Consider the following 26,620-nt stretch of genomic DNA (forward strand, 5'->3'; position numbering starts at 1 on the left):
GTGAACGATAGTCTTGTTCAGCTGATAGTAAAAACCAGTATCGCTAAAAATCATCAGCTCTTTGGTGTAAAAAAACAATCGGCAGAAGAGGAGTTCCTCTCCAGTTTGCAATTGAGCGATTCCCTGCAGGGCTTGCTTACCAATGAGGTGGAAGAGAAAGGAAAAGCGCTTGCACTGCCTGCTGATGCTGGTCAGCCTTCATTAAAAGTATTTGAAGACAGTGTACAATTTATGTATGGTTTGCGTGTAAAGGCAGCAGACCAAGTATCTGTTAGCGGTCAGTTTAACTGGCTGGCCAAATCCGGAGACCAGTATCCGAGTGGAGTAGAAAATTTTGTAGTTGATATACCGGCTGCTACTGCAACAGAAACCAGTGCGGAGGATGATATTGCGAACCAGAGTTTATGGCAGATTTTTCTGCTGACTTTTTTAACCGGGTTGCTGGCAGTAATTACGCCCTGTGTGTTTCCATTGATTCCTGTTACGGTGAGTTTCTTTTTAAAAAGAAGTAAAACAAGGGTAGAGGGCATTCGCAACGCATTGTGGTATTCCATTTCCATCATTGGCATTTACACCATTCCAACCATATTGCTGGTCTTGTTATTTGGCGATGATATTCTGTATCAGATTTCAACCAGTGCCATTTCCAATTTATTATTCTTTGCCATCTTTTTGGTATTTGCCATTTCCTTCTTTGGTGCTTTTGAACTGCAATTGCCCAATAGCTGGGCCAATAAGGCAGATCAGAAAGCAGGAAAGGGTGGATTGGGTGGTATCTTTTTCATGGCGCTTACACTGGTAATTGTTTCTTTCTCCTGCACGGGTCCTATTGTAGGAACATTGCTTGGACAAACCAGTACAGGTGGGGTAAGTACTGCACCCATTATAGGTATGCTGGGTTTTGGGGTGGGATTGGCATTGCCGTTTTCACTATTCGCATTCTTTCCATCGATGCTGCAGTCATTGCCAAAGAGCGGAGGATGGCTGAATTCAGTGAAAGTAAGTTTTGGCTTTATTGAGCTTGCACTGGCATTGAAATTTTTATCGAACGTAGATTTAATTTATCACTGGCGTTTATTAGACAGAGATGTTTTTCTGGTATTGTGGATTGTGATTTTTGTATTGCTTGGTATTTATTTATTGGGCAAACTGAAGTTCTCACACGATAGTGATCTGCCGTATATATCAGTGCCCCGTTTGTTTTTTGCCATGGCTTCTTTTTCCTTTGCCTTGTATATATTACCGGGTTTATGGGGAGCACCATTAAGACACTTGAGTGGATTCATTCCTCCGGATGGAACGCAGGAATTTAACCTGGATGCATTGAAGTATCAGATTGGAAATGCCCCGGCATCCGGCACCAATACGGGTTCACTGGCCGCACCACCCAAAAGACTTGCGGATAAACTGCACGTGCCTTATGGTTTGGTTGCCTATTTTACACTGGAGGAAGGAATGGCTGCGGCCAAAGCATTGAATAAGCCTGTAATGCTCGACTTTACGGGGCATAGCTGCGCCAATTGCCGCAAGATGGAAAAGGAAGTATGGAAAGATCCGGAAGTATTGAAGAGAATGAAGGAGAACTTTGTACTGGTGAGTTTATATGTGGATGAATCTACTCCTTTACCTGCCGGTGAGCAATACACCAAAAAAGACGGAGACAAAGTGTTAACAGAAGGAGACAAGAACCTCGATTATGAAATAACACAGTTCGGGTTTAATGCGCAGCCTCTGTACATGTTCTTAGATTTAGATGGTAAACCCTTAAGTAGTATTAAATACGGATACGATCCGGACATTAAAAAATTCATAGCACACTTGGATGCAGCGAAAGCCGCATTTGACGCAAAAGGCAAATAGGATTGGTAGTAACAATACAATCATTTGCAAAGTGTATACAACTAATAAAAAAGCCCCGAAGTTTTCGGGGCTTTTTGTTTATCCTATGCAAAACTATAAAGCGATTTGTTTTTCCACCATCATTTTTCTAAGGTTGATTAAACCATAGCGCATCCTGCCCAAAGCCGTATTGATGCTGCAATTGGTAATTTCAGCAATTTCCTTGAAGCTCAGGTTGGCATAATGTCTGAGTACGATAATTTCTCTTTGTTCTTCCGGTAACAGATCCAGCATTTTTCTTACACGGTCATGGCTTTGGCCCTGCATGATTTTGCCATCCGGACCTTCTTCTGAAATCTGCAGTACATCAAAAATATCTTTGTTGTCGCTGGTTTTAATGGCCGGAGTACGCTTTACTTTTCTGAAGTAGTCTACGCATAGGTTGTGAGAGATTCTCAATGCCCAGGGTAAGAACTTGCCTTCTTCGGTGTAGCGCTTGTTTTTCAGGGTATCAATAATTTTGATAAAGACGTCCTGGAAAAGATCTTCTGCCAGATAAGTGTCTTTAACAAAAAACAAAATAGAGGAAAATATTTTGTCTTTATAACGGTAGATAAGGGTTTCAAAAGCATCGGTGTCCCCATCTTGAAATGCCCTTATCAGCTCTGTATCAGACGCATGGTCTAATGTTCTCATAGTTTAGGTTTTTGAGTCAGGATTAAAATCAGGATATTGGACAACGATTTTTTAAATCCTGAACAAAATAGAAATGTTTTGCTTACGGAAATCCTTTGTGGAAATCAAGTTGGAGAGGCTTTAGGTTATTCACATCCTAAGTGATTGATTTTTTGGCCGTTATTTCTCTTTTCTTCAACCAAAGCTGTAATAATCTGTTTAATTTGTGAACCCTATGGCAAAGAGCAAAAACACAGCAGAATCCACCGATATATTGGTTTGTGGAGCAAGAACCCATAACCTGAAGAATGTTACCGTTTCTTTTCCACGCAATAAACTGATTGTAGTAACCGGCGTATCGGGCAGTGGAAAATCCTCTTTAACCATTGATACGCTTTTTGCAGAAGGACAGAGAAGATATGCAGAAAGTTTAAGTGCCTACGCCAGACAATTCATGTCGCGTATGGTTAAACCCGATGTGGATTATATAAAGGGATTATGTCCTGCTATTGCCATTGAACAGAAAGTAATAACCCGTACACCCCGAAGTACAGTAGGCAGTATGACGGAGATTTATGATTACCTGCGTTTGTTATTTGCAAGGGTGGGTAAAACCATTTCACCCATTAGTGGCAAGGAAGTAAGAAAAGATGAAGTGTCAGATGTATTGCAAACCGTGCAGGCATTGGCAGAAGGAGATAAAATTGTTTTTCTGGTAGCATTTCAACAACACGCCAACCGGGAAATCAGGGAGGAACTAAATATATTGATGCAAAAAGGTTTTTCCAGAATGTTCCTGATGCAGAAAGGCAAACCCGGAAAACCTGTGCGCATAGAAGAGTTGCTTGAAATGAACAACGCGGAACTGGCTAAAGACTGGAAGTTGCATGCATCCAATTACTATGTGCTGATTGACCGCTTTGTTGTTAAAGCATTGGAAGAAGAAGACCTGCATCGGCTGGCCGATTCAATCGGTACAGCTTTTTTTGAAGGACATGGAAAAATGCTCATTGAAATTAACGGAGAAAAGCTGGTACACTTTAGTAATCAGTTTGAAGCAGATGGGAAGGTATTTGAAGAGCCCAGCCCCAATTTGTTTTCATTTAATAATCCTTATGGCGCCTGTCCGCTATGTGAAGGTTTCGGACAAGTGCTGGGAATTGATCAGGATCTGGTGATTCCCGATAAAAGATTGTCTTTGTATGAAAATGCAGTGGCGCCCTGGAAGGGAGAAAAAATGGGCTGGTGGAAAGAACAGTTCATGAAAAGCGCATCTAAAACAGGATTCCCTATCCACAAGTCTATCATGGATTTAACAACAACGCAACTGGATCAATTGTGGAACGGTGCAGGCGGCGCATTGGGTATCCATGATTTCTTTAAGGAGGTAGAACAGAACTTATATAAAGTACAGTACAGGGTATTATTGAGTCGCTACAGGGGAAGAACCACCTGTACTTCCTGTAATGGTTACAGGTTAAGAGAAGATGCATTGTATATAAAAATAAGAGGAAGGCATATAGCTGAGTTATGCAATATGCCGGTAGCCGATCTGAAGCAATGGATAGATGGTATTGAATGGACCAATCATGAATATGCCATTGGAAAAAGAATATTAGTAGAAGTACATCAGCGTCTGCAAACCTTACTGGATGTGGGTTTGGGGTATTTAACCCTGGACAGGCTGGCCAATACCCTGAGTGGGGGCGAAAGTCAGCGCATTCAGCTTACCCGAAACCTGGGAAGTAACCTGACCAACTCATTGTATATTTTAGATGAACCTTCCATTGGTTTACATTCACGGGATACTGAACGCCTCATTGGTGTTTTAAAAACACTGCGCGATTTAGGTAATACGGTTGTGGTAGTGGAACACGATGAACTGATGATGCGTGAAGCCGATCATATTATTGATATGGGCCCCCTGGCTTCTCATTTAGGAGGGGAAGTAGTAGCCAGCGGCGATTATGCCACCATCATTAAAGACAAAAAAAGTTTAACAGGAAAATACTTAAGTGGTCAGCTACAGATTCAGGTTCCTAAAACACTGCGCAAATGGAACAGCAGTATAAAAGTAGAAGGAGCCAGACAGCATAATTTAAAAGACATCACCGTTGAATTTCCTCTGCATTGTTTTTGTGTGGTAGCAGGGGTGAGTGGTAGCGGAAAGACAACATTGGTAAAACAAATATTATATCCCGGCATTCTGAAAATAAAAGGGGAAGCAGCGGAGAAAGTAGGCTTACATAAAGCAATTACGGGAGATATCGACAGCATATCTCATATTGAAATGATCGACCAGCAACCGATTGGTAAATCTTCCCGTAGTAACCCAATCACCTATATCAAAGCCTACGATGCCATCAGGGATTTGTTTGCCAAACAGGGACTGGCCAAAATGCGCGGCTTTCAGCCCAAGCATTTTTCCTTTAATGTAGATGGAGGAAGATGCGATACCTGTAAGGGAGAAGGCGAGACTATTGTAGAAATGCAATTTCTGGCCGATGTGCATTTAACCTGTGAATCCTGTGGCGGCAAGCGTTTCAAGGAAGAAGTGCTGGAAGTAAAATACCAACAGGCATCCATTCACGATATCCTGGAAATGAGTGTAGACGATGCCTATGAATTCTTTAAAGAAGAAAAGCAAATTCAGAAGGCCATCAAGACCTTGCAGGATGTGGGTCTGGGCTATATTAAATTAGGACAAAGCAGTAATACCTTAAGTGGAGGGGAAGCGCAGCGGGTAAAACTGGCCAGCTTCCTGGGAAAAGGAAAAGGCATTGGTCAAGTGCTCTTTATTTTTGACGAGCCCACAACCGGATTGCATTTTCATGATATACAGAAATTGCTCAACTCGTTCAATGCATTAATTGAACAAGGCCATTCGCTGATTGTAATTGAACACAATACAGATGTATTGAAGGCTGCCGACTGGTTAATTGAATTAGGACCTGAAGCGGGTGATAAAGGAGGTGAGCTGGTTTATGCAGGCATACCTGCCGGAATTAAATCCAGTAAAAAAAGCATTACCAAACCCTTTATTGTAGCATAAAGAAAGCGCAATCATTGATTGCGCTTTCTTTTAGATCTATCTATTTTAGCCGTACTATCTATCTAAGTCGATCGGCGTTTTTTACCAGCTGTTCATCCTTGTAAATGCCCAGTGCTGCCAATACAAAAAATACCGGTATGGCAAAACTGATCAATGAAGTTAAATCTGTTTTGGATTCCGTAAAACCATTGCTGGCACTGAAGTACAGGGCAATCTGAATGCCGGACACCACCAATATGGCAAGGGTAACCATTAATTGTCTTTTACGATCCTTGTACATAAAAATGGTTACCAATGCAGCAACAGCCAATGCAATGGCAATGATAGAAGTTAAGCTGCTTTCTAATGCAGTAAATTCCACCCATTCTTTTTCGTTGGTAGTGGTATTGATTCTATTGCCACTGAAAAAGGAGAACTGCGTACTCAATCCGCTCAGGCTGGCGGCCAGTAATAACCAGATACTTTGAATTCTTTGTAACATAAATAGGGTTTAGCCCATTTCAGGGTATAATATAAATTGTTCCATAAAGGCATTCACGTCTTTGCGAACCGCACCAATAACAGCGGTATCATCTGCATTCATCAGAACTTTATCAATGGCATCTACCACAAACGGCATATGTTCTTCTTTCATTCCTCTGGTAGTAATGGCGGGAACACCAAAGCGGATACCAGAAGTAACAAACGCAGACTTGTCATCAAACGGAACCATATTTTTATTGGCAGTAATATCTGCCTGAACCAATACCTGTTCTGCTTTTTTACCGCTGATATTTTTATTTCTCAGGTCAATCAGCATCAGGTGATTATCGGTACCGCCGCTGATGATATGATAGCCTCTGTTTACAAACTCTTTTGCCATTGCCTGTGCATTCTTTTGCACCTGCTGCTGATAAACCAGGAATTCATCGGATAAAATTTCTCCAAAAGCAATTGCTTTTGCAGCAATCACGTGCTGCAAAGGTCCACCCTGAATGCCCGGGAACACAGCCATGTCGAGCAGATTGCTCATCATTCTGATATTTCCTTTTACATCTTTTAGTCCCCAAGGATTTTCAAAATCCTTGTTCATCATAATTACGCCACCTCTGGGGCCGCGTAAGGTTTTATGGGTGGTAGAAGTTACAAAGTGACAATGTTCAAAAGGAGAGTTCAATAATTTTTTAGCAATCAATCCGGCAGGGTGTGCAATATCTGCCAACACCAATGCACCTACTTCATCAGCTACTTTTCTAATTCTGGCATAATCCCAGTCTCTGCTATAGGCAGAAGCACCACAATAAATTAATTTCGGTTTTACTTCGCGGGCTTTTGCTTCCAGCATTTCATAATCAATCAACCCCTCTTCTCTGGTAACACCATAAAAATGCGGACGATATAGTTTACCGGAATAGTTCACGGCACTGCCATGGGTTAAGTGTCCGCCCATACTCAGGTCTAAGCCCAAAGTTGCGTCACCTGGTTGCAATACGGCCAGTGCAACGGCTGCATTGGCCTGCGCACCACTATGGGGTTGTACGTTGGCATATTCAACACCAAAAATTTCTTTTAAACGATCAATGGCCAGCTGTTCGGTCTGGTCTACAATTTCACAGCCGGCATAGTATCTTCTGCCAGGATACCCTTCAGCGTATTTATTGGTCATTACATTGCCCATGGCCTGCATTACCTGCAGACTGGTAAAATTTTCTGAAGCAATTAATTCAATTCCGTGTCTCTGTCTTTCTAATTCTTTTCTAATCAGGTCAAAAACCAGTGTATCTCTCTGCATGAAGTGTATTTTTGTCAAATTTACGCGTTATTTACTATTTTACAGCCCCATTTGACCTTATGAAAGCGATTATACCCGTAGCAGGAGCAGGAACAAAACTTAGACCCCATACCTATACCCAACCCAAGGCTTTGATTCCAATTGCGGGCAAAACCATTCTGAGCTTTATTGTGGATCAGTTAAGAGAGGCGGGGATACACGAATTTATTTTTATTGTTGGCTATTTAGGAGAGAAAATTCAGGACTATGTTAAACAGACCTATCCTGACCTGACCACCCATTTTGTTTTTCAAAACGAACGTCAGGGTACCGGACATGCCATTGAATTAACCAAGTCGATTGTAGGGAACGATGAAGTGTTTGTGGTTTTAGGAGACACCATTTGCGAATACGATGTTAAGGAAGTAGTAGAAAGTCCATACAGTATGTTAGGGGTAAAGAAAGTAGATGACCCCAGGAATTTTGGTGTGGCCACCATTGGAGAAGACGGATTTATAGAACAGGTAGTAGAGAAGCCCGCCATACCGAAAAGCAATATGGCCTTGGTGGGATTGTATAAGATTAAAGAAACCCAATACCTGTTCGAATGCCTGCATCACTTGTTTATGCAGGATATTAAAACACAGGGAGAATACAACCTGACCGATGCCCTGGATTGCATGATACAAAGAGGCGCCAAGTTCCAGTATTTTAAAGTGAAAAACTGGTTCGATTGTGGCAAGAAGGAAAGTTTGTTAGAGAGCAATGCTACACTCCTGAAAAAATTTGGGGGTAATATTCAGTATATACACGACTTTAAAGACACCATTATTATACCTCCGGTAAGTATTGCGCCGGGTTGCGATATCTCGCATTCCATCATTGGGCCGCATGTGGCCATTGGTGCCAATACTACGGTTAAGCACTCCATTATCAGAGACAGCATTATTGGTTCTTATACCAGTTTGTTTGAAGTGGTATTGGATAATTCCTTAATTGGAAGCGATGCTTCGGTAAAAGGATTAAGCCGCAGTCTGAACATTGGAGACAATACCGAAATTGATTTTGGTTAAAGCTTAGGCATGCGATCTGCGCAGGCATTATAGTCTGCAATCATTTCTGCAACTATATCTGCTGCAGGTTTTATTTCATGAATTAAAGCCGCTACCTGACCAATTTCCAGTTCCCCTTCTTTCAGGTCTCCTTCGAACATGCCTTTTTTAGCGCGTGCCCTGCCTAACAAATGCGAAAGTTCTGCTTCATCTGCTCCGCGTTTTTCTGCATCTGCTACCTGCTGAAAAAATTCATTTTTCAGTAAACGAACCGGTACCAGTTTTTTCAGACTTAATTGGGTATCACCTTCTCCTGCGGCTACTACTGCTTCTTTAAAATGAATATGGGAAGAAGCTTCCGGTGTACAAACAAAACGACTACCCACCTGAACGCCATCTGCACCCAGTGCAATGGCTGCATACATTTGCTGACCGGTAGCAATGCCACCGGCAGCAATTAAGGGAATCGTAATTTTTTTGCGCACAGCAGGAATCAACACCAGGGTAGTGGTTTCTTCTCTACCATTGTGACCGCCCGCTTCAAAACCTTCCGCTACTACCGCATCACAACCCGCTTCCTGTGCCTTCAATGCAAATTTGGAACTGCTTACTACATGCACCACTTTGATGCCATGCGATTTAAACAATCCGGTATAGGTTTTTGGATTTCCCGCACTGGTAAAAACAATGGGTACTTTTTCTTCAATGATAATTTGTATCAACTGATCAAGGTCCGGATACAATAAAGGAATATTAACAGCAAAGGGATTAAGGGTCGCCGCCTTACACTGACGGATATGTTCTCTCAATACATCGGGATACATAGAGCCTGCGCCAATAATACCAAGGCCTCCTGCATTGCTTACTGCACTGGCCAGTTTCCATCCGCTGGCCCAGATCATGCCAGCCTGTATAATGGGATATTGAATGCCTAATAAAGCGGTAAGCTGATTGGGTTGGCCGATGATTTGCATAAGGTTATTTGTGCAGGTAAAAAGAATTGGCTTGGGATAAACAGGTAACTACTAAATCATTAATACAAACATGTGCCGGCAAGTGAGCAACATAGTGAATGATGTCCGCAACATCTTTTGCCTGCAATGCTTTATATCCATCATACACGGCATCTGCTTTTTGTTCATCTCCTTTAAAACGCACAATGGAAAATTCTGTTTCAGCAGCGCCGGGATGAATGGCAGTTACTTTAATGCGGTGTGGAAGTAAATCTATACGCATGGCTTTGGAAATGGCGTCCACAGCGTGTTTGGTGGCACAGTATCCGTTGCCGTCCTTATACACTTCTTTGCCAGCGGTTGAACCAATATTAATGATATGACCCTGTTTTTTTCAATCATCAAAGGTAATACCGCTTTGGTTACATACATCAATCCTTTCAGATTGGTATCAATCATGGTTTCCCAATCGTCTAAATTAGCTGCTTCAAAAGAATCTCTTCCCAATGCCAGTCCGGCGTTGTTCAATAACACATCAATGGTTTTCCATTGCGCAGGCAATTGTTCTATTACATCAAATACTTCCTTTCTGTTTTGTACATCAAAACAAAGCGGAAGAACTTCAATTGAATGTTGAGCCGTTAACGCTGCTGCCAGTTGGGTTAATCTGTCTTTTCTTCTGCCGGTAATTATGCAGTTCCAGCCGGATGCTGCAAATAATTCAGCAGTGGCTTTCCCAAATCCGGCTGTTGCACCGGTAATCAAAATTGTTTTTTTCATAAAGAAGGCTTGGTGCAAAATTAACTATCTAATGAGAACCGCAGTCCCTTTTTTATAAACACGATTGCCTAAATAGTCAATGCCTTCTGCCTGAAAAATATAAGTGCCTGCAGGTTGGGGCTCTCCTTTAAAACTGCCGTCCCATCCTTTATTGAGTTCATTGGTATAGAAAATTTGCTGACCCCATCTGTTGAAAACAGAAAAATAAACCAGCTGGGTAATTCCTACTGCAATGGGTCTGAGAATATCGTTTCTTCCATCCCCATTCGGTGTAAATGCAGTAGGGATAAAGAGTTGAGGTCCTCCGGAAAAAACACGAACGGTAATATCGTCTTCGCCGTAACAACCTGCTTCACCTGTTACTCTTACCCGGTAGGTAATAGAATCTGTCCCTGCTGCTAAAGTGAGAATAGGATTGGCCACGGTTGGATCAGAGAGTCCGGTAAGCGGAGTCCAGTTAAAACTGCCAGTGCCACTGGCATTCAGTTGCAGGGGTTGATCGGGCAGTGCTACAGTATCGGATCCTGCATTCACTTCAATTGGCGGAACTACGCGGACAATGATGGTATCTGATACGGGTTTATTACATCCCAGTGTATCGGTAACGGTTAATGTATAGGCAGTGCTTCTGGAAGGTCCGGCCAATGGATTCAATGTGTTCGCGTTAATCATGGAATTGGTTGGCGACCAACTGAAAGCAGAACCCACAATTGTTGCAGGTAAATTTAACCGGCTTCCAAAACAGATGGTGGTATCGGGTCCAATATTTACGCGAGGATAGGGAGCAACCCTTATTCGCACAGAATCTCTTGCCTGACAATATCCAAGATTGGCCGTTACATAATAGGTTTCATCCTGCAAGGGAGCCAGCTTCGGAAATTTCACGGGGTCAACGGGGGCACCGGATGCAGATGTCCACTGATAACTCAGTGCATCACTTACTGTTTGCAGCTGAATGGTATCGGTTTGGCAAATGATGGCAGAAGGGCCTGCGTCCACAGAAATAAAATCGAGCACGTTTACGGTAACTGTATCACTATTAATGCACCCATTGTTGTTAACTGTTACAATGTATCGCGTGGTATCAACCGGATACACCAGTGGATTCGCAATATTTCTGTTGGAGATTCTTAGCAAACTGCCACTGATATCCGGTGTCCAGTTTACAATACCTGCACCTACATTGGCAATAAGCGGAAGCGTATCAATGCTGCAGATCAACGTGTCTTTGAATACCAGATTCAGCAAAGGTTTGTCGAGCACCATCAGGGGTTTCGTAATGGTATCTATACAACCTTTACTATTGGTAACAATCAGCGAAACATTGGTATTAACAGGAGCCGGATATTTCCATACAGAATCTTTGGCGCGGGAAGTATCTGCTGTGCTGGTATTGTCTCCAAAATTCCATCGCCAGCTATCTACTACGCCATAACGGGTAAGGGTAGCATCCTTAAAACTATATTCATTTAAAAAACAGGAACCCGTAATGGTAAAATCAGGAGTGAAGCCGGGATAAATTTTTACATCAGCAAACGCAGAGTCCTGACATCCGCCATCATTGGTTACTTTTAATTTTAGGCGGTAGGTGCCGGTATCTGCATAAGTAAATGTAGGAGTAGGATTGGTTGAAATATCCGTTGTACTATTGGTGACGCCAAAATCCCATAGATAATTATTAACCAGTCCGGTTGACTCGTTCTGAAAAGTTAAGGTAAACCCATTGCAACTAATATAGGTAGGTTTTAGTTCTGCTGCAGATAGGGAACAATCGGCCACCTGAATATGAATTTCCTTCCGGGTCTCTCCAATTTTTACACCGTTCCTGAATTCACTGGCACAGACTGCAACAATATATTCTCCGGTGATATCTGGTGCAATACCACTTATTAAACCTGTAGTTGGATCGATGGTTACATTCGACGACATGGGTACCAATCCTGAAAAAGGAGCTTGATAGGGTACTCCTGCATAGGGCGGATTAGAAGGGGTGGTTGGTACAGGATTCGTCTGAGAACCACCCGTTAATCCGGAACAAAAGGAATAAGATAAACTGTCTCCATCTGCATCAGTAGCTCCGAAGTCAAAAGTAAACGGGGCATTGAAACAAACGATGGCCGTATCTCTTTGAGCAAAAACCGGGCTGCTGTTTTTGGCATAGCTAATTCCATTTATAATACCCGGTATAGTATTCGTATAGCTTACACCAATGGTTGAAGAAATGGCACCTACATTGGCAATATTTCCAATACGGCAACAGCGTTGAACCGAAAAGTAATAACCTTCAGCAATATTGGGTAAATCAATTTCAGTTACATAAAAGTCAATATTATAACAGACCCTGGGCCTGGAACTTAAACAGGGATCATAAGTTGTTTTGTCCGGGGTTTCCCTTCCGCTTCTGCCAATGGTTCTTGTATTAATTAAGGCATTTGTTGCTCCATTAAAAATACCAAGATTAACGGCATTATCGGTTTGACCCTCACGAAGGTTACATTGCAAATATTGCCGAACGGTTATTCTATACCTTGAACTATTGGCAGTTGCTCCATCTCCCAGGTATTCGTATTGAATCCAGCCTCCTTTTAAGTGATCTGCATACAAATGGGTCAGGGAGCTCAATAAAAACACTAAAACAATCCAAATCCTGTACATAGTAGCAAGTTAAACCAATAAGAAACAAAAATGGGGCAGGCGGTTGCCTGAAACAGTAAAAATCCGTTAAAATCAATCAACGGATTAAAACAGCGGTTCCTTTTTTATAAACGGTTTTTCCTGAAAAGTCTTTTGCTTCGGCCTGAAAAACATAAGTGCCTGCCGGTTGAGGCTCTCCATTAAATATACCATCCCATCCTGCGCCTATTGAGGTAGTTCTATAAAGCAGTTGCCCCCAGCGACTGTACACTGCAAAATAATTCAGTTGAGCAATGCCCACGGGTATGGGTCTTAGCAAATCATTTTTGCCATCTGCATTGGGAGTAAACGCAGAAGGGATATATAAGTCGGGTCCGTTTTTAAATACAAGAACTTTAATGGAATCTTCACCAAAACATTGGTTGTTACTGCCCATTACACGATAAACAACAGAGTCTATATTATTGCCCAATAGGGCAACCGGATTGGCTATCCGGGCATCTGATAAACCGGTTGAAGGAGACCATTGATACAATTGCGCGCCGGATGCACTTAACTGCAGGGGTTGATTAACGCTTACAGCAGTATCTCTTCCGGCAAACACAAGTGGTTTGGGAATTATGATAATTTGTACAGAATCCGTAACTGATTTATTGCAACCCAAAGTATCACTAACGGTTAAGTAATAGGTTTTGCTGCTGGCAGGGGTAACCAGCGGGTTTAAGGAATTGGCCTGCATCATATTCAGCGTGGGTGACCAACGAAAACTACTGCCCGCTATCTGTGCATTCAACATTACTGCATTTCCAAAACAGATACTGGTGTCCATGCCGGCATTTACGGAAGGATATGGAACGGTAACAATGCGGATACTGTCTTTGTCTTCGCATTTGCCCAGATTAGCGGTTACAAAATAGTGAGTGGTTCGAGAGGGTTGTAACCTGGGATTTTTTTCATTGGAAACAAATTGTCCGGATTCGTTGGTCCATCTGTATTGCAGGGCCTGGCTGTTTACCTGCAAAACAATTGAATCGTTCAAACAAATGGTGCTGTCTTCACCGGCACGAACAGTAATAAATGGCAAAACGTTTACGGTGATGGTGTCTTTGCTGATGCATCCGTTGTTGTTGATACTAACTGTGTATTGGGTGGTTACTTTGGGATACACCACTACACTGGCTGTATTGGTATTGCTGATATCTACATTGGGTTCCCAGTTAAAAATACCACTGCTGTTAACGCGAATTGGCAAACTGTCAATACTGCAAATTAATGTGTCTTTGAAGGGTACCTGTAGCAAAGGTTTGTCTGAAACCAATAGCGTTCGGTTTAAGGTATCCAAGCATCCTTTTGAATCTCCCACCATTAACTGAATATTTTTTAACGAAGTGGTGGAATATTGGTATTGTGCATTTTTATTTCTTGAAGTATCCGACAGAAGGGTTTCATCCCCAAAATTCCATCGCCAGTAATTTACCACACCATATACAGAAGTACTGATATCATTGAAGCTATAGGGATTCAAAAAGCAAGTTCCGTCAATTGACAATGCTGATTTAAATCCGGGAAATACCCTCACTTCTACCGTATCTGTGCCAATACAACCTTTGGGACCCGTTACCGTAAGACTAGCCTTGTATACACCTGTGTCTTTATAAGTATGCAGAACAGAACCCGATTGCGGATAAGTATTGTTGAGGGAGTCTCCGAAATTCCAGACATAATTGGTAATACTCGAAGAAGTAGATTCATTCTCGAACAGCACAGTAAAATTTTTACACTGAATAATTTTATCGGGCAAATTCGCTTCAATAAAATCACAACCTTGCACCGCCATGATAAAGTCTTTTCTGTGTTCATTAAAAGCTTTGCCATTGCGCCATTCGGTTATACAAACATTAACCACATAGTTGCCAGGTGCAGGTGCAATTCCACTGATAACGCCTGTGGCTGGATCAATGCTTACTTTATCACCTAGCGGCAGGCTTCCACTAAAAGGGAATCGGTAGGGTAGCGGGTCTTTGGATAAAATACCGGGAGGACCAGCATTCTGATTACCTCCGGGAGAGCTAAACGCATCACAAAAACTATAAGTTAGTGAATCGCTATCCGGATCAGTTGCACCAAAATCCAGTGTGAATTTTTTTTGGGAACAAATCAGGGCTGTGTCTTTTACATTGAACTGCGGACTGCTGTTAAAACCTCCGGATAAAGCATTCCTTCCGGGAATTTTGGTTACATAATTACTGCCCACACTTGCAGGTTGTGCCAGGTTGGTAATAAAGTCTATCCTGCAACATCCCAGTCTGGACAAAGTATAACCAATAGGACTATTGGGTAAGGAAATGCTTGCAGAATAAAGAGCCACCTGATAACAGGCACCAACATTGCCCACCAGACAAGGGAAGGCCGCTGTATTCAGCGAAATCGTGTTAACATCCGAAACTCTCGGTAAAGGCAAACTGCTGAATAAAATATCCCCTTCATATATACCCACGTTAGCCTGTTCTGATTCCAGGGTTGGTCCCAGCGAATTACATTCTCTGAATAAACGCAAAGTGATTACATAAATACTATTGGCCGGATTGTTTGCATCAGGACTTATATAGTTGTAATACAATTCTCCTCCGGCAATATGTCTTGCTTGGCTTGTATTGCAGATCAGCAATAAAAAAAGCAATAGCCGGAAAAATTTCATATCAGATAAAGAGTTGAATGAATCCGGATAAGTGCCGGTTCATTTCATTGGGAGCTTCAAGCATACCCATATGGCCCACACCCTCCATCACTTTAAGATACGATTTATTGGGTATTGTTGCTTGTTGCTCCAGATCTGTCAAAGGAGCAGCAATATCTTCCGGTCCGGCCACAAACAAAACCGGCTCGTGCAGGTATCGCAATAAGTTGGACTGGTCGGGTCTTTGCATCATGGCTCGGGTATACGCCATTAAAACGGTTGGGTCAAATGCCTTGGTTGCTTCTACCAGTTCCTGCACTTTTTCAGGGGCTGCATTGCGAAATGCTTCACCAAATAAATTCACCATGGTCGTTTTAAACAAAGCATATCCGCCATTATCTCTGATGAATTCTATGCTTTTCAGGCGAACCGATTTTTTTTCTGCAGTATCTGCAAACGCTGTGCTGTGAACCAGTCCCAGGGCTTTCAGGTGATTGGGATAATGACGTGCAAATGCCAGAGAAATATATCCGCCCATGCTATGACCCAAGAGAATGGCAGGTGACAAATCTTCAACATGAACAATTTCATGAATGCATTCGGCCAGGTCTTCCATGCTTAGTTTGGGCAACCATTCGGCATAACCTTTAGGAGTAATAAAAGATTGTCCCGAGCCAGGTAAATCCAGTACAATCAATTGACAAATGGAAGAAAGCGTATCAATCTGGTTATTCCAGATACGGCTGTCTTCTCCATATCCATGCACCAAAAAAACGGGTTGCCCTTTACCCATAATGCGATAGTGCAGCGAGTAATAAGGAGTTTTAAGCTGACTGGTTTTTACGGACATATTTGCTTCGTTTACGCAAAGATATCAGTAGTAGGAATACACTGCAGGTAACTGCAATTTTAAAAATATAGTCGCCGTGCTGCACATAAAAACTCAATTCATTACTGGTGTAAATATTTTGCTTTAATGCACCTGCCTGATCCCATCCCAGTTGTTGAACAATTTTCCCAGTTGGGTCAATAAAAGCAGAAATACCTGTATTGGCGGAACGCGCCACCCATCTTCGGGTTTCAATGGATCTTAGTTTTGCGTATTGCAAATGTTGTTTGTGTCCGTCTGTATTGCCCCACCAGCCATCATTGGTCATAATGGTTAACAGATTGGCTCCTCTTTTTACATAGTTGGCTACATATTCGCCATACACACTTTCATAGCAGATAATGGGTGCTGCATTTTGCTGATACAAGGGATGCCGAAATACAACTGGTGTATCTGAAACCCCATAACCACCGGTAGATCCGCCAAACTGTTCAAAAACCGGTGCCATAAAACGAAGAAAGGAAGGAAGGGTCTCTACCCCTGGAACCAGTTTGCTTTTATTGTAAAAAACAGGTGGCTGAATTGCAACCATGGGTTGACTGTCTTTTCTTGCCTGCAATTGAACAGCTGCATTAAATGCATCGTAATAAATGCCTTCTTCTGTTTTACGTGCGGTGGCAGTTGCAGCCGTGGTTCCATATCTTTTAAAAGTTTCAATTCCTGAAACCAGTTGCAGATTCGGGTACTGGTGCAGCAGTTGAAACACGGGTTGGTAATAAGGATTTACAGGAATATTATCCTGCCAGTCTGCCGCACTCATGGCGGTTTCCGGCCAAACCAACATGCTGGTGTTGGAATTGATTTTGCTTTTACTAATGCTTACTAATTTCTCAATTTGTTGTGCGGTGGTAAGTGATTCAAATTTCTGGTAAGGATCAATATTGGGTTGAACCACAACAATATTTTCTTTTGTGTTTTCCTTGCCATTGTCCCATTGTGAGAGATAGCTCATCCATCCTACAAATAACCACAGCAGAAACATCGAAGCACTGAAAATACCCACTTGAACAAGCTTCCTTTTTTTCTGCGCCAAAAGAAACTGAAAAGCCAGGATATTCATGATCCAGATGAGTAAGGAACCCCCTGCTACACCTGTGTAGGCATACCATTGAATCATTGGCGTAATTGGGCTTAATCCGTTGCCCAGTGTTAGCCAGGGCCAACTGATGCTCCAGTTTAAATGTACCCATTCAAAGCATAACCAGAAAGCAACCAATCCCAATAAAGCCTGCGATTGGTTCATTTTTTTTCTCAGCGTAATGTATCCCCACCAAGGCAAACACATTAAGCTGGTATTGATAATAATGGCAGCAATTGCACCAAAGCCCGTAGAATTCCACAACCACCAAGTAGTGCCTGTATTCCAGACCAATAAAGTAAGGGCCGGATATTTCAATAACTTAAATGCAGGGGTATGCTGATCCAATACCCAAAGCAAGGGCACCCAGGCAAACAACAATGCAATGGTAAATGACCATTCAGGCCAACCCAATATGAGCATTAAGCCAGAAAGAATACTTAATCCGATTGCAGAAAAAGCAGATCCCTTTTTCATGAGAAACTGTTTTATTTTCTGCTGTAATTCGGAGCTTCTTTGGTAATGTCTACATCGTGTGCATGGCTTTCTTTCATACCTGCATTCGTAATTTTTACGAAAGTGGCTTTTTGCAAAGCAGGAATGTCTTTGGCACCACAATAACCCATACCAGAACGCAGACCACCCACGTACTGATAAATGATTTCACTCAAATTTCCTTTGTATGCCACACGTCCTTCAATACCTTCTGGAACGTATTTTTTAATATCGGCTTCCACGTCCTGGAAATATCGGTCGCCGCTGCCCTGGCTCATGGCGCCTAAGCTGCCCATGCCACGGTATTCCTTGAATTTTCTTCCTTCGTAAATAATAGTTTCACCCGGGCTTTCTTCTACTCCTGCAAACACACTACCCATCATCACCATATTGGCACCCGCTGCCAATGCTTTAACCATATCTCCCGTGTAACGGATACCACCATCTGCAATCACCGGAATGCCTTTGGCTTTTAAAGCCTTGGTGGCTTCCATTATAGCGGTTAGCTGAGGAACCCCGGCACCGGCTACAATGCGCGTTGTACATATAGAGCCAGGTCCAATCCCTACTTTCACACAATCTGCTCCTGCTTCAGCCAGTGCTTTTGCACCTGCACCGGTACCTACATTACCAGCAATAATGGGCAATTTTTTAAAGTTTTTACGCAAAGCTTTCAGTGCTTCAATTACTCCCTTGCTATGACCATGTGCAGAGTCGAGGGTAACAATATCTACCCCAACATGCTGTAAAGCAGCAGCGCGATCCATTAAATCTTTAGTAATGCCCAAAGCCGCTCCCACTCTCAGTCTTCCGAGATTGTCTTTTACTGCGTTAGGGAAATTTCTGATTTGTAAAATATCTCTGTAGGTAATTAACCCAATCAATTTTCCTTGTTTATTTACTACGGGAAGTTTCTCAATTTTATACTGACGAAGAATATGTTCTGCTTTCTTCATGTCGGTACCTTCTGGAGCAGTCACCAGATTTTCCTTGGTCATTACTTCTTTAACCTTTTTCTTGTTGTCGGTTTCGAAGCGTAAATCTCTATTGGTTAAAATGCCAACTAATTTACCAGCATTGTCCACCACAGGAATGCCCCCGATTTTATTCTCTCTCATCAATTTCAGCGCATCACCAATGGTTGCATCCACCAATAAAGTAATGGGGTCAATGATCATTCCGCTTTCACTGCGCTTTACTTTTCTCACTTGTTCCGCCTGCTTTTCAATGCTCATGTTTTTGTGCAGAATACCCAGTCCACCTTCTCTGGCCAAAGCAATGGCCAGATTGGCTTCTGTAACCGTATCCATGGCTGCAGATAAAATGGGTACATTCAGAATAATGTCTTTGGTTAAATGGGTACTGATGTTTACTTCGCGGGGAAGAATATCACTGTAAGCGGGCATCAGAAGAACATCATCGAAGGTTAAACCTTCACCAAATAAACGAGAAGCAGAACTGCTTTTGCGGGATTGATTGAGATTTGTTGCCATAGGCAAAGATAGCAGATGCCAGAACTTTCTTCCAAAATTATTTCTGTTACCTTCGCAGCAGCTCATTCAATTGATCAAAGTAATTCGCGCATTTACGCAATGGAATCCAATACGCTACAACCGCATCATCGTTATTTTACCTTTCAGTTTGGATTGCTCTGCGTGAGTAATTTTTTATTTTCAGCCAGCTTCAATATGATGATTCCTGAATTGCCCGGGTATTTAACCAAAATAGGCGGAGCGGAATACAAGGGGCTGATCATTGCTTTATTTACGTTGATGGCTGGTATTTCCCGTCCATTTAGCGGGAAACTGACCGATACCATTGGCAGGGTGCCGGTAATGGTATTTGGCTCGCTTGTTTGTGTAGTGTGTAGTTTGCTGTATCCGGTGCTAACTTCTGTGGTAGGCTTTTTATTGCTGCGCTTTGTGCATGGATTTTCAACCGGGTTCAAGCCCACTGCTACAGCCGCATACGGAGCCGATGTGGTGCATGAATCCAGAAGGGGAGAAGCCATGGGGGCATTGGCCATTGGCTATACCATCGGGGCTTCAGCAGGCCCTATGCTGGGAAGTTACCTGGTAAATAATTTCGGATACAATCCCATGTTTTATATATCTGCTTTTTTAGCCCTTGGTTCGGTAATTATTTTATACAATGTAAGAGAGACCCTGCCTACTGCCCGTAAATTTAAGTGGAATGATTTGCAGATTCAGCGCAGCGATATTTTTGACGCTTCTGCTTTAAGGCCAGCCATCATAACCTTATTGCTTTGTTTTTCCATTGGAACCATATTAACCATTGCACCGGATTTTAGTGAACACCTAGGACTGCACAACAAAGGGACTTTTTTTGCCTTTTTCACCGTGGCGTCTCTATTCATTCGTTTTGTTGCCGGAAAAATTTCTGATCAATACGGAAGAGTGCCTGTGCTGATAGGATCGAGTGCCGCATTGGTGGTTGCCATGGCTATTTTATCTCTTGCAGGATCGGTGCCGGTTATGTTGGCAGGGTCCGTTTTGTATGGCCTGAGCTGGGGTATCAACAGCCCGGTGATAACCGCCTGGACGGTAGATTTATGTGAGCCAGAAAACAGGGGTAAAGCAATAGCTTCCATGTACATCGCACTCGAGGTAGGCATTGGCACCGGTGCATTGTTTTCTAGCTGGATTTATCACAATGATGCCCGATATTTTATTTGGGCTTTTGCTACTCCGGCAGTGCTTTCTTTGGTGGCATGCCTGTTACTGATTAAATGGAATAATAAGCGGGCATCAGCGTAAGCTGATTGCCAGGTAATACCTGAATAATTTGTTTCATTTCCAAATCAAAAATCAGGCTGGCCAATTCGCCAAAACTCAATTGAGTAAATGCTAATAATTCATCTTGTGAAAACAGTTCTTTGGTTTTCAAAAACGCAATGCATTTTTTTTCTGTTTCATTCAAAGGAGCAAAAGCAGGTACCCAATTCAATTGCTGTAACAGATCTTCAGGATTGGTATAAATAGAAGCTCTGTTTTCTTGAATCAGTTTGTTGCAGCCCCTACTGCGCTGATCGGTAATTCTGCCGGGTACGGCAATCACATCGCGGTGGTACTGGGAAGCAAAATCTGCTGTAATGATGCTGCCTCCTTTTAAAGCCGTTTCAATCACAAGGGTGGCATCAGCCATACCCGCTACTACCCTGTTTCTTTTCGGAAAATTGTATTTCTCGGGAATGGTATTGCAATGAAACTCGGTTAATAATCCTCCTTGTGGAATCATAGCTTTGGCCAAGTTTTTATTGGGGGGAGGATAGATTTCATCCAAACCATGCGCCAATACACCAATGGTTTGCAGTCCGTTTTCCAAAGCCAGCTGATGAGCTATGGTATCAATGCCCAGGGCCAGACCACTTACAATCAATACTTCTTTGGGTAGGGCTTTCAACAGGGTTTCAATAATATGATATCCATAAGCAGTAGGCATTCTGGTACCCACTATGCTAATGATTTTAACCGCATTAAGATGGGCAGTTCCTTTGTAAAACAATAAGGTTGGTGCATCTGGGCATTCTTTTAATTTCTGCGGATAACCAGGGTCGGTTATAAAGAGCGGAACAATTCTGTGCTGCTGAATAAACTGCAACATTTCTTTTGTTTTTTCATTGGGCAGAAAGGCTTTGATTTCCCTGGCCATTTTTTCTCTTACCCCCTTAACTGCACAAAGATCCGCAACAGCAGCGCTGAAAATATTTTCAACCGATTCAAATGCTTCCAGTAATAATTTCCGGGTAACCGGTCCTATAGAAGGGATTTGGGTAAAGGCAATTTGATTGAGCAGGGAATCATCCATACAAGCTTTTGCGAAAACTAAAACAAGTGGAAGAAATGCCTTACGTATTTCTACTTTAGAGTCCGGTTATTTCAACGGAAGTTCTTCTGTTTTTAGCCCTGCCTTCGGGCGTATCATTGCCGGCAATAGGTTTGCTGCTTCCATATCCTTTGTGCGTGAGTCTTTCAGCTGCAATGCCTTTGGATTGCAAATAATCTACAATGGCCAATGCCCTGTTTTTAGAGAGTAAAATATTGTCAGGCTCTTTGCCAGTATTATCGGTATGTCCGCTGATTTCAACTTTTAAGGAAGGATTCTCATTCAATAGATTCACCAACTTGTCTAATTCAATGGATGCAGCTGGGGGCAAGTCAAAAGCATTGCTGGCAAACTCAATATTTTTAAAAGTAAACACTGCATGAAGCTGAATGGGTTCAAGCGCTATATCCTGTATATATACACTGTCGGCTTCTTTATTTGCCAGCGAATATTGAGCACTATAAGGCAGATACCCTTTCCTGTTAACAGATAAGGTATAGTCTTTGCCAACCGGAAGGGTTACAAAATAACCACCTGTTTCATCGGTCTGAATTTTCATTAATACCACACGATCCTTGTTCTCAATTAACTCTACTAAAGAGGGCAATTTCTTGCCTGTAATTTTATCAGAAACAATTCCTTTGAGGTACAGTGTTCGGATGGGTCTTATTTTTTCCTTCAATGGAAAACGATACAAATCGAGTTCACCTCTGCTATCGAAACGATCACTGGAATAATAGGCGGTAAGTCCGTCTGCTGAAACAGCCATGCTCCCTTCATTCTCAATGGTATTTATGGGATAACCCAGGTTCTCGGGAATACTCCATTCTCCATTGTTGTTTTTTCTGGTTACAAATAAATCAGCACCTCCATAACCCGGCAATCCATCCGAGGTAAAGTACAAAGTTTGATTGTCTGCATGAATAAACGGGGCCTGATCGTCTCCGGCTGAATTTATATGCGGTCCCATATTTTTGGCAGGAGACCATTTTCCATTGGGCAATCTTTCGCTGTAATACAAATCCCTGCTACCATAGCCTCCAGGCCGGTTGCTGCTGAAATACAAAACTCTTTTATCGGGGCTTAAACTGGGGGCACTCTCCCAGAATTCAGTATTGATGGAAGGTCCCAGGTTTTCAGGTTCACTCCATCCATCCGGGGTATAGTAAGAAATGTATAAATCAAAATGATCGTAACCGCTTTCGGCAAACCTTCCGGTAAACAACATCCATTCCCCATCCTGAGAAACAGTAATGGCGCCCTTCTGTGCTTCCTCATTAATGCGGCCCCCTATAGGAACCGATTTTGAAAATTGCTTTCCGAGAATGGTGCTGGAATAAAAATCTTCGCGCATGAATTTCCCCCTGCGGGTAAATACGAGTAAACTGTCGGTTACGGTAACCGAAGGATAATATTCGGAAGAACTTGAGTTTACACTGTCCCCTAAATTTTCAGGAAGGAAAACATAACTGGAATCGTTTGCCTGTTGCTTTGCATAATCAATGGCAAACTGATAGGTCTTTTTTCGGTACGCAGCACTTCGGATACTTCTGTCGTTTAGTTTGGGATTTTGCAGAAATAGATTTACGGCTTTTAATGCCGCATCAAATTGTCCATCCCCCGCAAGGTTGATAGAGTAGGGAAGTAGATAAGGCTGAAAATAAATGGTATCGATGGCTCTTCCCAATTCATAAAACTGTAGAGAGCGTTTGTATTGTTTTAATTCTCCGAAAACACCTGCCAGCGATAGATAGGCATCTGCAAAATTTTTGTCTGCCTGAATACTTTCGAGCAAAACAGGAACAGCTTCTTTTAATGCGTCTTCTTTTAATAGGCCAATGGCTTTATCGTATAAAGCCATTGCTTTTTTATTCACTTTATCAGGGTTGTATTGTTGAGCTGTAAGTATAAAACAGCTGGGAAACAGTAAAAGAAAACAAAGCCATTTTTTCATCGGGAACAAGTTCGGAAAAATTCAGGAGTTGCTTTGTTAATTTCATTTTGATTGCTGTTAAAATTTTTGGCGGCTGTAATTGAGTGTCTCGATTTGCTAAAAATAAAAACCCGGCACGGGGCCGGGTTCTGTATTGGATTTTAAAAGCCTTTCCTTAGAAAGTTTTGGTTCCGTTTGGCTGGAAAGTATAACGGAAAGTATAATAACGTTGTGTGCTTAATTTAACAGCATCCGGAGCAGTAGTAGCAGGCGTAGTACCACCTTTGTAGTAGTTCAGGATTTCTACTTTGGCATATTTGCCAGTAGCTGTTCTGATCACCAATACTCTACCAGGAATTGGATTTACCAATTGGTTAATACCATCATATGCATACCAGGCTCTGTTGCTTCCGGTAGGAATAGCGAATGCAGTAGGTGCATTATCAATTCTGAACGTAGAGTCCGCAGGGATGGTTTTTAAATCGTCGAATAAACCCACGAATACAAATGCGCCAGCTCCGCCTGGACCACTGTTTCCGCTATTGGTAGCAATGGTGGTTCCTTTAAAAGCCAAGTCCCATTTGTTGCTGGCACTATCAGAAGCTGGAACAATTTTGTTGGATTCCAAGCTGAAGAAAGTATAGCGACCTGCACCGTAAGGGAAGCCACCTGTAGGCGGAACTCCCGGAGTAATACCTATAATGGTATCAGCAGGCAAATCTTTTACAGTAATGGTTGAAACTACATTGGTAGATCCTCCATTGTCATCTTTAGTACACGCCACAAATCCAATTGCAATGCCTAACACTAAAATCATCTTTTTCATCTTGCTCATTATTTAGGGTTTTTATTAAAAAATTGATAGGATACGGTGAGATAAAAAGTTCTTCCCGGTAAGTTGGGGAGGTTAATTACGTCAGTATAGTTGAGTAAATTGTCGGTGCCTGCCTGCACGCTAAGTCCTTTGTTGAATTCATATCCTGCAGCTGCATTTACTTGAACATATCCTTTTGCAAATGCGTCGTTGGAATTAAAAAGGCCATTGCCATCTGTATCGGTGGTAGTCCATCTGCTTCTGTAAACCACACGGGTGTTGGCAAAGAAGGCATTCTTTGCATACAATATTTTAAAGTTGGCCATATGTTTGCTTCTATTGGGCAAGCCCACATATTCGCTTCTGCTCATTCTTCTGCTGAAGCCATTCTGATCTCTGGTGAAAACTTTTCCGGCATTAATGGCATCAATCTCTGCCTGATCACCTGTCAATAAAAACTGATAGCCTGCTGTTAAGGAAAGATTTTTATTCATTTTGTATTGCACATCGGTTTCAATGCCCTGAGTAAAGGCATTTTTTACATTGAGGTAACTAAAAATTTGTGCACCACCAGTTCTGTAAGCCACCAGTCTGCTATCGATTAGGTTTTCAATATTGTTTCTAAAAATATTGGCACTAACCAACCATTTACTATCCTGAAAATGTATCCCAATATTGAATCCAGTAGAGAACTCGGGCTTCAGGGTATTCAAACCATAGAAAGCAGGTTCCAGGCTGCTGATCTGTCCCAGTCTGTTGAGTTCACCAATAATTTTTTGTGCTTCCACCGAACCGAATACACTGTAACTGCCAGCAGCTGTGTTGGTGAAATTTAAGTAAAGCTGTCTGAAGTCAGGTGCTTTAAAACCTCTTCCCACACTGGCTTTTAACGAGAGCTTAGGGTTTATTTTATATTGCAAAGCCAGTTTGGGACTGAAAGCGGCAGCAAATAATTCGTTGTGGTCGTAACGGGCACCTCCAATCAAAATCAATTGATCCAGGGCTTTCCATTCTGTCTGCAAATAGGCATACCCAATTCGATTGGTCTTAACACTGCTGCTGTTGTCGTAACGAGTGCTTCTGGCAGTTTCATTAATATAGCCTCCACCCACATTCATCTCTAATCGTTTGTTGAATTGAATATCAGTTTGGTTTTCTGCTCTTCCGAAACTTTGTCTGAACTCATCTACATAAGGTGCGCCGTTGTCGGTAATCAGGTCTTGAATGCTTTTGAAAAAAGTGCCGTAAAGACGGGTAGTATTTTTTACTTTTTCATTGAACTTATGCGCCAGTTGCAAACTGGTATTGAGGTCATTGTTTTTTTCATATCCCACCGAATTAATCGCATTGCCATTATTGGTAACGGTAATATTATTTTGGATGGTTTCATTGTTCAATCTGAAAGAAACACTTACCTGTGTACGGTCGCTGATGCGGAAGCCTAACTGGTGTTGTTGCGTAATTCTTTCAATGGGTGCAATGCTTCTTTCCCTGCTGTTCGGGCGGATACTGAATCCATCGGTGCGATAAAAGTTTCCGAAACCCTGATAATTAATACGACTGCTTCTGATGCCAGCTTTTAATCCAATATCTGCCGTGTTGTAAGTGCCATATCGGGCAGTTAGGCCAAGCGAATTGATTTTGGATTTGTCAGTGATAATATTGATAACACCGGCCATGGCTTCACTCCCATATAAGCTGGAAGAAGGGCCTCTAACAATTTCTATTTGTTTGATATTGCCTACTGCAATTCTTCTTAAATCTAGTACGCCACTGGTTCTGCCAATCAGGGGTTCACCGTCTATCAGAATCAACGTGTAATCAGGATTTAAACCCTGCATGCTCACGCCTGTACCGAACCCATTGGTCATGAACAACCCAGTTTGTTCTGAAAGAATATCTGATAAACGAAGAGAGCCGGCTTGTTGAATGGTTTTTTGAGAAATGATTTGAACGGGAACGGCTACATTGGTTAGTTTTCTTTCTGTTTTGGTAGCGGTGAAAACAGTGATGGCATTCTCACCAACCAAAGTATCTTTTTGCTGTGCAGCCTTGTTTTGTGCAATCAAGGTTTGTGAAAGAAATCCCGCGCAAAGGGGCAACATAAACCGCTTCATCATACTCACTAATTAGAGTGCAAAATTGCACTCGCC

At 42.2% G+C, this 26,620-nt stretch carries 17 protein-coding genes and 1 pseudogene; 4 read left to right on the forward strand and 14 right to left on the reverse strand.

Annotation, left to right across the window (positions count from 1 at the left end; translation table 11 throughout):
- Nucleotides 1-1,860: protein-disulfide reductase DsbD family protein (locus P767_RS17265; RefSeq protein WP_172637554.1), on the forward strand; the 1,860-nt coding region annotated here is incomplete at its 5' end.
- A 93-nt stretch (nt 1,861-1,953) separates the two neighbouring features.
- On the opposite strand, the gene P767_RS0114405 is transcribed toward P767_RS17265, so the two are convergent.
- Nucleotides 1,954-2,535, reverse strand: coding sequence for an RNA polymerase sigma factor (locus P767_RS0114405; RefSeq protein ID WP_026765092.1), 582 nt, complete (start codon nt 2,533-2,535; stop codon nt 1,954-1,956).
- A 214-nt stretch (nt 2,536-2,749) separates the two neighbouring features.
- Here P767_RS0114405 and uvrA point away from each other — a divergent pair, with 214 nt between their 5' ends.
- The gene (gene uvrA, locus P767_RS0114410) at nt 2,750-5,566 is read left to right on the forward strand and encodes an excinuclease ABC subunit UvrA (protein WP_026765093.1); all 2,817 of its coding nucleotides are present in this window, start codon (nt 2,750-2,752) and stop codon (nt 5,564-5,566) included.
- 58 nt (nt 5,567-5,624) lie between these two features.
- On the opposite strand, the gene P767_RS0114415 is transcribed toward uvrA, so the two are convergent.
- Both P767_RS0114415 and P767_RS0114420 read right to left on the reverse strand, forming a co-directional pair.
- Nucleotides 5,625-6,047 (reverse strand): DUF4293 family protein, encoded by a 423-nt coding sequence (locus tag P767_RS0114415; RefSeq protein ID WP_026752568.1) that lies wholly within the window; start codon nt 6,045-6,047, stop codon nt 5,625-5,627.
- Nucleotides 6,048-6,056: 9 nt separating this feature from the next.
- Nucleotides 6,057-7,337 carry a serine hydroxymethyltransferase gene (locus P767_RS0114420; RefSeq protein ID WP_026765094.1) on the reverse strand — a complete coding sequence of 427 codons (1,281 nt, stop codon included), beginning with the start codon at nt 7,335-7,337 and terminating at the stop codon, nt 6,057-6,059.
- Between the two features lie 59 nt (nt 7,338-7,396).
- Between P767_RS0114420 and P767_RS0114425 the strand changes: the two genes are divergently transcribed.
- Nucleotides 7,397-8,389, forward strand: a complete 993-nt coding sequence (locus P767_RS0114425; RefSeq protein ID WP_026765095.1) for a sugar phosphate nucleotidyltransferase — start codon at nt 7,397-7,399, stop codon at nt 8,387-8,389.
- Here the strand turns inward: P767_RS0114425 and P767_RS0114430 are convergent.
- From P767_RS0114430 to guaB, 7 genes and pseudogenes are all read right to left on the reverse strand, one after another.
- Nucleotides 8,386-9,342, reverse strand: a complete 957-nt coding sequence (locus P767_RS0114430; protein ID WP_026765096.1) for an NAD(P)H-dependent flavin oxidoreductase — start codon at nt 9,340-9,342, stop codon at nt 8,386-8,388. The genes P767_RS0114425 and P767_RS0114430 overlap by 4 nt on opposite strands.
- 4 nt (nt 9,343-9,346) lie before the next feature.
- A pseudogene (locus P767_RS17270) lies at nt 9,347-10,101 on the reverse strand (SDR family NAD(P)-dependent oxidoreductase).
- Between the two features lie 24 nt (nt 10,102-10,125).
- Nucleotides 10,126-12,756 carry a PKD domain-containing protein gene (locus P767_RS17800; RefSeq protein ID WP_026765097.1) on the reverse strand — a complete coding sequence of 877 codons (2,631 nt, stop codon included), beginning with the start codon at nt 12,754-12,756 and terminating at the stop codon, nt 10,126-10,128.
- A gap of 76 nt (nt 12,757-12,832) precedes the next feature.
- Nucleotides 12,833-15,433 carry a T9SS C-terminal target domain-containing protein gene (locus tag P767_RS0114445; RefSeq protein WP_026765098.1) on the reverse strand — a complete coding sequence of 867 codons (2,601 nt, stop codon included), beginning with the start codon at nt 15,431-15,433 and terminating at the stop codon, nt 12,833-12,835.
- Between the two features lies 1 nt (nt 15,434).
- A complete protein-coding gene (locus P767_RS17280; protein ID WP_051417375.1) occupies nt 15,435-16,262 on the reverse strand; it encodes an alpha/beta fold hydrolase in 828 nt (275 codons plus the stop codon).
- Nucleotides 16,237-17,856 (reverse strand): apolipoprotein N-acyltransferase, encoded by a 1,620-nt coding sequence (gene lnt / locus P767_RS0114455; protein WP_026765099.1) that lies wholly within the window; start codon nt 17,854-17,856, stop codon nt 16,237-16,239. The genes P767_RS17280 and lnt overlap by 26 nt, the downstream gene beginning before the upstream one ends.
- An 11-nt stretch (nt 17,857-17,867) precedes the next feature.
- The gene (gene guaB / locus P767_RS0114460; protein ID WP_026765100.1) at nt 17,868-19,367 is read right to left on the reverse strand and encodes an IMP dehydrogenase; all 1,500 of its coding nucleotides are present in this window, start codon (nt 19,365-19,367) and stop codon (nt 17,868-17,870) included.
- Nucleotides 19,368-19,382: 15 nt separating this feature from the next.
- On the opposite strand from guaB, the gene P767_RS0114465 reads away from it, so the two are divergent.
- Complete coding sequence (locus tag P767_RS0114465; protein WP_245586907.1) at nt 19,383-20,651, forward strand: MFS transporter; 1,269 nt, start codon at nt 19,383-19,385, stop codon at nt 20,649-20,651.
- Here P767_RS0114465 and dprA read toward each other — a convergent pair.
- The 4 genes from dprA to P767_RS17285 form a co-directional block, all read right to left on the reverse strand.
- Entirely contained in the window at nt 20,620-21,702 is a 1,083-nt protein-coding gene (dprA, locus tag P767_RS0114470) for a DNA-processing protein DprA (protein WP_026765102.1), read from the reverse strand. The genes P767_RS0114465 and dprA overlap by 32 nt on opposite strands.
- Nucleotides 21,703-21,757: 55 nt before the next feature.
- Entirely contained in the window at nt 21,758-23,674 is a 1,917-nt protein-coding gene (locus tag P767_RS0114475) for an OmpA family protein (protein WP_051417376.1), read from the reverse strand.
- A gap of 154 nt (nt 23,675-23,828) precedes the next feature.
- Nucleotides 23,829-24,488: an HmuY family protein gene (locus tag P767_RS0114480; protein ID WP_051417377.1), complete on the reverse strand. Its 660-nt coding sequence runs from the start codon at nt 24,486-24,488 to the stop codon at nt 23,829-23,831.
- Nucleotides 24,488-26,587, reverse strand: coding sequence for a TonB-dependent receptor plug domain-containing protein (locus P767_RS17285; RefSeq protein ID WP_037351931.1), 2,100 nt, complete (start codon nt 26,585-26,587; stop codon nt 24,488-24,490). Before P767_RS17285 ends, P767_RS0114480 begins: the two co-directional genes overlap by 1 nt.
- Nucleotides 26,588-26,620: the final 33 nt, after the last annotated feature.

The organism is Sediminibacterium salmoneum NBRC 103935 (genome assembly GCF_000511175.1).
GTDB classification, from domain to species: domain Bacteria; phylum Bacteroidota; class Bacteroidia; order Chitinophagales; family Chitinophagaceae; genus Sediminibacterium; species Sediminibacterium salmoneum.

What these genes read in the sequence shown, in the direction of transcription:
- P767_RS0114415 (WP_026752568.1), bottom strand. Translation starts at nt 6,047, where the DNA reads ATGTTACAAAGAATTCAAAGTATCTGGTTATTACTGGCCGCCAGCCTG.
- P767_RS0114430 (WP_026765096.1), bottom strand. Translation starts at nt 9,342, where the DNA reads ATGCAAATCATCGGCCAACCCAATCAGCTTACCGCTTTATTAGGCATT.
- P767_RS0114425 (WP_026765095.1), top strand. Translation starts at nt 7,397, where the DNA reads ATGAAAGCGATTATACCCGTAGCAGGAGCAGGAACAAAACTTAGACCC.
- P767_RS17800 (WP_026765097.1), bottom strand. Translation starts at nt 12,756, where the DNA reads ATGTACAGGATTTGGATTGTTTTAGTGTTTTTATTGAGCTCCCTGACC.
- P767_RS0114480 (WP_051417377.1), bottom strand. Translation starts at nt 24,488, where the DNA reads ATGAGCAAGATGAAAAAGATGATTTTAGTGTTAGGCATTGCAATTGGA.
- P767_RS0114405 (WP_026765092.1), bottom strand. Translation starts at nt 2,535, where the DNA reads ATGAGAACATTAGACCATGCGTCTGATACAGAGCTGATAAGGGCATTT.
- dprA (WP_026765102.1), bottom strand. Translation starts at nt 21,702, where the DNA reads ATGGATGATTCCCTGCTCAATCAAATTGCCTTTACCCAAATCCCTTCT.
- P767_RS0114465 (WP_245586907.1), top strand. Translation starts at nt 19,383, where the DNA reads ATGCCAGAACTTTCTTCCAAAATTATTTCTGTTACCTTCGCAGCAGCT.
- lnt (WP_026765099.1), bottom strand. Translation starts at nt 17,856, where the DNA reads ATGAAAAAGGGATCTGCTTTTTCTGCAATCGGATTAAGTATTCTTTCT.
- P767_RS0114445 (WP_026765098.1), bottom strand. Translation starts at nt 15,433, where the DNA reads ATGAAATTTTTCCGGCTATTGCTTTTTTTATTGCTGATCTGCAATACA.
- P767_RS0114420 (WP_026765094.1), bottom strand. Translation starts at nt 7,337, where the DNA reads ATGCAGAGAGATACACTGGTTTTTGACCTGATTAGAAAAGAATTAGAA.
- guaB (WP_026765100.1), bottom strand. Translation starts at nt 19,367, where the DNA reads ATGGCAACAAATCTCAATCAATCCCGCAAAAGCAGTTCTGCTTCTCGT.
- P767_RS17285 (WP_037351931.1), bottom strand. Translation starts at nt 26,587, where the DNA reads ATGATGAAGCGGTTTATGTTGCCCCTTTGCGCGGGATTTCTTTCACAA.
- P767_RS17280 (WP_051417375.1), bottom strand. Translation starts at nt 16,262, where the DNA reads ATGTCCGTAAAAACCAGTCAGCTTAAAACTCCTTATTACTCGCTGCAC.
- P767_RS0114475 (WP_051417376.1), bottom strand. Translation starts at nt 23,674, where the DNA reads ATGAAAAAATGGCTTTGTTTTCTTTTACTGTTTCCCAGCTGTTTTATA.
- uvrA (WP_026765093.1), top strand. Translation starts at nt 2,750, where the DNA reads ATGGCAAAGAGCAAAAACACAGCAGAATCCACCGATATATTGGTTTGT.